Origin of the sequence: Protofrankia sp. Cr2 (genome assembly GCF_963555885.1) — a bacterium.
GTDB lineage: Bacteria > Actinomycetota > Actinomycetes > Frankiales > Frankiaceae > Protofrankia.
In genome coordinates this window covers 92,215-98,721 of record NZ_CAUVXG010000014.1, presented here as the reverse complement: position 1 = coordinate 98,721, position 6,507 = coordinate 92,215, and the positions used below count along the sequence as shown (strand labels likewise).

At 68.4% G+C, this 6,507-nt stretch carries 5 protein-coding genes and 2 pseudogenes; 2 read left to right on the top strand and 5 right to left on the bottom strand.

Going from position 1 to position 6,507, the window contains the following annotated elements:
* The coding region (locus U9978_RS09560; protein ID WP_322760715.1) for a hypothetical protein at positions 1-183 on the top strand (183 nt) is incomplete at its 5' end.
* 216 nt (positions 184-399) lie between these two features.
* Here the strand turns inward: U9978_RS09560 and U9978_RS09555 are convergent.
* The 4 genes from U9978_RS09555 to purS all read right to left on the bottom strand — a co-directional run bounded on the left by U9978_RS09555 (position 400) and on the right by purS (position 5,065).
* Positions 400-2,829 carry an EAL and GGDEF domain-containing protein gene (locus tag U9978_RS09555; protein ID WP_322760714.1) on the bottom strand — a complete coding sequence of 810 codons (2,430 nt, stop codon included), beginning with the start codon at positions 2,827-2,829 and terminating at the stop codon, positions 400-402.
* 258 nt (positions 2,830-3,087) lie between these two features.
* Positions 3,088-3,816, bottom strand: coding sequence for an HNH endonuclease family protein (locus U9978_RS09550; RefSeq protein WP_322760713.1), 729 nt, complete (start codon positions 3,814-3,816; stop codon positions 3,088-3,090).
* A 206-nt stretch (positions 3,817-4,022) separates the two neighbouring features.
* Positions 4,023-4,373 (bottom strand): rhodanese-like domain-containing protein, encoded by a 351-nt coding sequence (locus U9978_RS09545; RefSeq protein ID WP_322760712.1) that lies wholly within the window; start codon positions 4,371-4,373, stop codon positions 4,023-4,025.
* Between the two features lie 428 nt (positions 4,374-4,801).
* Complete coding sequence (gene purS, locus U9978_RS09540) at positions 4,802-5,065, bottom strand: phosphoribosylformylglycinamidine synthase subunit PurS (RefSeq protein ID WP_322760711.1); 264 nt, start codon at positions 5,063-5,065, stop codon at positions 4,802-4,804.
* Positions 5,066-5,254: 189 nt separating this feature from the next.
* Here purS and larE point away from each other — a divergent pair.
* Positions 5,255-6,073: pseudogene (larE, locus tag U9978_RS09535) on the top strand (ATP-dependent sacrificial sulfur transferase LarE); the annotation flags it as partial.
* A gap of 25 nt (positions 6,074-6,098) precedes the next feature.
* Here larE and U9978_RS09530 read toward each other — a convergent pair.
* Positions 6,099-6,507, bottom strand: a pseudogene (locus U9978_RS09530) (hypothetical protein); the annotation flags it as partial.

Below are 6,507 nucleotides of genomic sequence, written 5' to 3'. Positions count from 1 at the left end.
TCGCGAGGCGGTGGCGCCGCGGTGGCGGATGTGCAGGTCTGCGAGTGGGCGCCAGCGAGTGAGGGCCGGCGGGTGGCCGCGCGGATGGGTAGCCGCTGTGACAGCGACGCCTTGGTGGGTAGCCGGCCCAGCACGAGTGGATGGTTGACATACATTTTCCGCCCGAAAACCGGCGCCTCCTGACGTCATCCTTCCACTCGTCGCACCGAAGGGAATGTGGATCAAGGAGCGGGGGTGGGGTGGATGCGTCGCGAGGCGCCGCCTGGCGCCGTCACGTACCCCGTCCACCGCTTCGCGCCGGCCGGGGACCCCTCGTTGGACGAACGTCCGGCGCCGACCTTTGGTCGGCTTTCCGGTGGTCGTGATGTCTGCCCGCGTCTCTACCATTGCCGGGCACTGTCAGCGGCGGTGGTCGGCTTCGGGCGCTGGCCAGGCTGAGCGGGTGGCGGGTTCCAATGCGGGCAGGTGCGGTCCCGGTCGGGCGAGGTGGTAGCCCTGAAGGAGGTCGCAGCGCAGGGTGCTGAGGGCAGCGAGTTGGGCGGGGGTTTCGATGCCTTCGGCGATGGCGGTGAGGCCGAGGGTGTGGGCCAGGTGGATGACGGCGGTGACGATGGCGTGGTCGGTTGGGTCGTCGGTCATTGTGCTGATGAATCGGCGGTCGATTTTGAGGCCGTCGAGGGGGAGGCGGTGCAGACGGCTGAGGGAGGAGTGGCTGGAGCCGAAGTCGTCGATGTAGAGGGTGATGCCCAGGGCGCGTAGGGCATGGAGGGTCGGGGTGACGGTGGTGGTGTCCTGGATGAGGGCGCTTTCAGTGATTTCGAGGCAGAGTTGGTAGCGGTCATCAGGGTTGGTGGTGTGCAGGAGGTGGGTGAGGTCGGGCAGGAAGCCCGGGTCGGTGAGCTGGCGGGCGGAGACGTTGATGGTGATGTGCGGTGGGGGGATGGGGGGTGGTCCGGTTGTCCAGGCGGCGGCAGCGTGGCACGCGGTGTGCAGGGCCCAGCGGCCGAGGGATGTGATCAGCCCGGTGTCTTCGGCGAGGGGGATGAAGATGTCGGGCAGTAGGAGGCCGCGGGTCGGGTGCTGCCAGCGGATGAGGGCTTCGGCGCCGATGGTGTCGCCGGTCGGGTTGAGGATGGCTTGGTAGTGGAGGCGCAGTTCGCCGGGGACGGCCAGGGCGTGGCGGAGGTCGTTTTCGGTGGTGAGGCGGTCGAGGAGGCAGGCGCGCATGGCTTCGTCGAACAGGAGGTGGTGGCCGCGGCCCGAGTGTTTGGCGGTGTACATGGCGATGTCGGCGGCGCGTAGGAGGTCGTCGGGGTCTGCGAGCTCGGGGCTGGAGATCGCGATGCCGACGCTGGCCGTGACGGTGACGGTGCGGCCGTCGAGCGTGGTGGGTTGGGCGAGGGTGGTGACGACGCGGTCGGCGATGGTCTGGAGGGTGGGGGCGCTGGTGATGTTTTCGCAGAGGATGGCGAATTCGTCGCCGGAGAGGCGCGCGACGATGTCGTGAGGGCGGACGGCGTGTTGGAGCCGGGTCGCGATTGTGCGCAGAAGCTGGTCGCCGGTGTGGTGGCCGAGGGAGTCGTTGACGGTTTTGAAGCCGTCGAGGTCGATGAACAGGATGCCGACGCCGGTGTGGGTGAGGGCGTGCTGGAGTCGGTCGAGGAGCGCGGTGCGGTTGGGTAGGCCGGTGAGGCTGTCGTGCCAGGCGTGGTAGCGGGCTTCGCGTTCGACCTGGAAGCGGGCGGCTGCGGCGCCGAGGACGGTGGCGACGGCGTGGATGAATGCGCTTTCGCAGTCGGCGAACGGCATGGTGCGGTGGACGGTGAGAATGGCGGTGGGGTACTCGGGCGGGCCGATGGGGACGGTGAGTGCACAGGCGGCGTTGGTGGCGGGTGGCGGTGTTCCGACACGGGCGGCCCGGTGCGGTCCGGTGTGGCCGGGACGCTGTTCGTGGATGGTGACGCTGTCGGCGTGGAGGTGGTCGGCGATGGCGGTGACAGCGGCTGCCCACAGGGGGTCGGGTTCGAGGCTGGCAAGGGCGCGGCGGCCGAGGTCGGCGACGATTGCCTGTTCAGCGGAGCGGATTCGCAGCTCTGTCAGAGCTTCTTCGCGTTCGGTGACGTCGGTCGCGACGACCGCCACTGAGGTCACCGCCCCGTCCGTGGTGACTATCGGCACCATGTGTGTTTCGAAACGGCGGCTGTGCGCCTCGATGACACCGGAGACGCGCTCGCCGGTCAGTGCACGTCGGGCCATGGGCGTGACGGGCAGATCCTGGAAGGCTTCGACGATTGTCGATCGTTGTGCGGTGTCCACCCGGGCGGCGTTCATCTCGCCGTCGGCGAACACGATGCGACCGCTTGGATCCATCAGAAACAACGCCACGGGGGTGTTGTCCAACAACAGCCGCAGGTGGTGGTGGGCGGTCATCTCCTGGGTGATGTCCTGGAACTGGCTGAGGTAGTACGGCTCCCCGTCCGGACCGTCGCGCAGAAGTATCGCCGTCGCCAGTACGTACACGGTCGAGCCGTCCGGACGCGTGAACCGGACCACGCGCTGCCCGCCCGGCAACCCGTCGGTCTGATGATCCGTGCGCCCGTCGGCCTGCCCACCCGCCGCGGACTGTGGCGTGCTCACCAGCTGGGCCGCCCGGTCCGCCGGATGGAGCAACATGTCCCAGCTCATGGTGAGCAGCTCGCTCTCACTACGTCCCAGGATCCGGCATGTCGCCGCGTTCACCCGCTGCACTCGGCGATCGGTCGTACCGACGGCCAGCATCCCGATGTCCAGGTGGTCGAACAGATCCAGACGCTCTCCCGCCTGCCCCATGCGGTCCTCACCACCTACCTGCGTCCACCGACCCGCAGCCACCTACGTGCAGCCACCTACGTGCAGCCAACCCGGCTGTGCGTGTCGTCCGAGGGCGGGTCTTCTGGAGGTACTCTCGGTCAGCCCCTATCTTGGTAACGAACATGTTAATTGTACTTGAATAGTTGCCCGATGTGACGCCTGGGGGTTGATGTGGATGTTCGGGGTCGGCCGCTGGCCGCCGGGCGTCCGATCAGAACAGGCGGTCCAGCGGCACGGTCAGCCGGCGGGGCTCCCGCCGAGGGTCGGCTGCGCCCGGCACGTGCTCAGTACCTTGGCCATGGCGTCGCGTTCGGCCGGCTCCAGCCAAAGGCCGTAACGGGCTTTCACGCCGATCTGACGGGCCACGTACTGGCACCGGTATCCCTGATTCGGCGGTAGCCACTGTGCGGCGTCATTGTCACTTTTATTCTGATTCGTCGGACCGTCGACTGCAAGCAGGTTCTCCGGGTCGTTCGCGAAACTGATCAGCTTATCTGATGACCATGATGCGGCCCCGGTGCGCCAGGAATCCGCCAGTGCGACGACATGGTCGATCTGGACGGCGGCAGCGGCCCGCGCCCTGTTGAAACGGATCGTCCGGTTGGTATACGGATCTTTGAGCTCGCCGGTCAGAACAATGCACGGGTCTGCCTGCTTGACGGTCACCAGCGTCAGGTCCCGGTGCAGGATGTCGTTCCGTGTGTCGCAGCCGTTGCCGTCGACGTCCTCCCAGGGATCGCCGAACTTGTCCCGCCGGTACTGCGGCGAGGTCGTCGAGGCGTGGACCGGTATCGACCCCAACGTCGCGAGGGCGCTCCCGGCGGTGACCGGCCCACCCCGTCCGGTGCCACCGACCCCGCCGGCGTTTGCGGTCGAGGCATCGTTGAGCGAGCTGCAGGCAGCCACGGTGAAGGTGAGTCCGAGACACAGCGCGAGCGCCACGGCCAGCGCCCGCACGGTCGACATGGCGGGGTCGTCATGGTTCATGACGCCTAGTGTCGCGCCATGCCTGGGTTCATCGAGCGATATCCACCGCTGGCGGTCGGTAGGCCGCGGATGCAAAGGCGTGTCCACAACGACGACCGCTGACTTGACCGAAAGGCGCTGACCTGGATCCCGTCGAGCGGGACGCAGGAACGACGATCACCGTGCGCCGGTCGCTTCACCGCTGGTCAGATCACTGCCGGCGGCTGCGGCGTGGCGTTCTCCATCGGGCGTCCCGCCGCATCCCAGGCGATCATCCCACCGTTGAGATTGCGGACACGCCAACCGGCCCGGTGCAGGTATGCCGTGACCGCGGCCGACCGTTGGCCCGACCGGCAGACAACCACCACGTCCCGTTCGCGCGGCACCTCGTCGAGGCGCTCGAGGAGTTCGCCCATGGGGATATGCACCGCACCGGTGGCATGTCCGGCGTCCCACTCCTCGAGCTCCCGGACGTCGAGCAGCAGGATGTCCGCATCCGGCGAGAGAGTGACCGGAAGTTGATCAATGGCGACTGAAGGTACTTCGTTCGTGCCCACCCGCCCATCCTGTCACCGGCTCCGGTGATGAGCCGTGGGCCTCGGCGTCGGGTGTCCGGTGTCCGGTGTCCGGCGTTGGGCCCGGGCAGCTGGGGGCGCACGTCCTGCGAACAGGCGGCTGTGGTCACCGAAAGGCCGGTGGAGTCCTCGGGGGCGGGCGCCTGGTGGCACCGTCATGGGGGTGGAATCACTCGATGTCGAGTCGTCAGGCTGTGGTGCGGACGGGCCGTGGATCACTTGCCCGTGGTGCGGCGGAATCGTCCCGTTGGCGCATCTGGTGGCTGCAGACGATGAACCCGGCGCCTGGGTCGCCGTCTGCGACTCGTGTGGACGTCGGGTTGCGTTCGTCTCGCCGGCCGACCCGATGGCTCCCCCCGGATAGTGCCCCAGCCCCACTCCTTGATCCACATCCCTGTTGCCGGGTGCTCTTATCGGGGTTGGGCGGGCGCGGGTTCAACCCGGACGACGTAGTCTTCGATCACCGGGTTGGCCAGTAGCGATGCGGCAAGCTGCTCGATCCGGCCGAGGGCGTCGGCATCCGCCTCGCCGTCCACCTCCAGCTCGAACCGCTTGCCCTGGCGCACCCCGACGATGCCGGTCACGCCCAACCGTGGCAATGCGGTGAGCACCGCCTGCCCCTGCGGGTCGAGGATCTCCGGTTTCAGCATCACGTCCACTACGACCCTGGCCATGGCGTAAGAGCCTATCCTCAGGAGCCAGCCCAGGCGTCATCCCAGGAGCATCGAAACAGGCACCGGGCAGGCGTCCGGCACCGGTGGTTCACTACCCTCGGATTCGTGTCGGCATCTGTAACGGGAAGATCCGTGTCGTCGGAACCGGTGCCGGAGCCGGTGCCGGAGCCGGTGGGGGTGGATGGCCGGGTACTTGCCGGCCGCCTCGACGATCTCGCCGCGAGGCTCGCCGAGCTCGGATCCGTACTGGTTGCATTTTCCGGTGGGGCGGATTCGGCGTTCCTGCTCGCGGCCGCGGTCCGGGCGCTCGGTGTCGACCGGGTTGCGGCCGCCACAGCGATCTCCCCCTCCCTACCACGGACGGAGCAGCGGGCGGCCGGCGACTTCGCGGCGGAGCTCGGGGTCCGTCACCTCACGCCGGCCACCGACGAGATGGGACGCGACGGCTACCGGGCCAACGGTCCGGACCGGTGTTACTTCTGCAAGGCGGAGCTCACCGAGACGCTCGGCCCACTCGCGGAGTCCCTCGGGCTCGCCCATGTGGTGACCGGCACGAACGCGGATGACGCGGTGGCCGGGTTCCGGCCGGGTATCGGCGCGGCGGCCGCTCGGGGGGCACGGACCCCGCTGCTGGACGTTGGTCTGACCAAGGCCCAGGTCCGCGAAGCGTCCCGGTGGTGGGGGCTGTCGACCTGGGACAAACCGGCCGCGGCATGTCTGGCAAGCCGCATCGCCTACGGGATCACGGTGTCACCGGCACGTCTCGCTCGCGTCGAACGGGCCGAGGCGGCGTTGCGGGTGGCAGTGCACACGGCTGGGTTGGGCGTGCGCAACCTGCGGGTACGTGACCTCGGCACGGTGGCGATGGTCGAGGTGGACGCCACCCATGTGCGGGCACTGACCGCGCGCCCGGAGCTGCTGGCGGTGATCGAGGGTTTCGACCGGGTGGAGGTCGACCCCCGCGGCTTCCGGTCCGGTTCGATGAATGAGCTGCTACCGCGTTCCTAGCGGGCCAAAGGGCGCGCGACGATCGTCAGATCGCGCGCCCGGATGCCGGTCCGGTGTCGTCGTCCGGTCCGGTGTCGTCCGGTCCGGTGTCGTCCGGTCCGGTGTCGTCCGGTCCGGTGTCGTCGACCGGAGCGGGGGAGAGCACCGCGGCCACGATCGCGATGAGCGCGACGCCGAAGCCGATCGTCAACCCCCCGACCGCGAGCACGTTCAGCCAGGTGGGCTGCTCGGTGACACCGAAGAAGAACGGAACGATAATGATCACGGTGGCGATGAGGCCGATGGCGAAGACGCCGACCCCCAGCCGGACGAGCACGTCCACCGGTCGCACTCGGGTGTTTGCGGGGACATCCCGCGGTACAGCCACCGATGATCGTGGCGCCGTGAGCCGATCAGGCTGATGGGGTTGTTGGGCAGCCACAGCTACCAGCCTA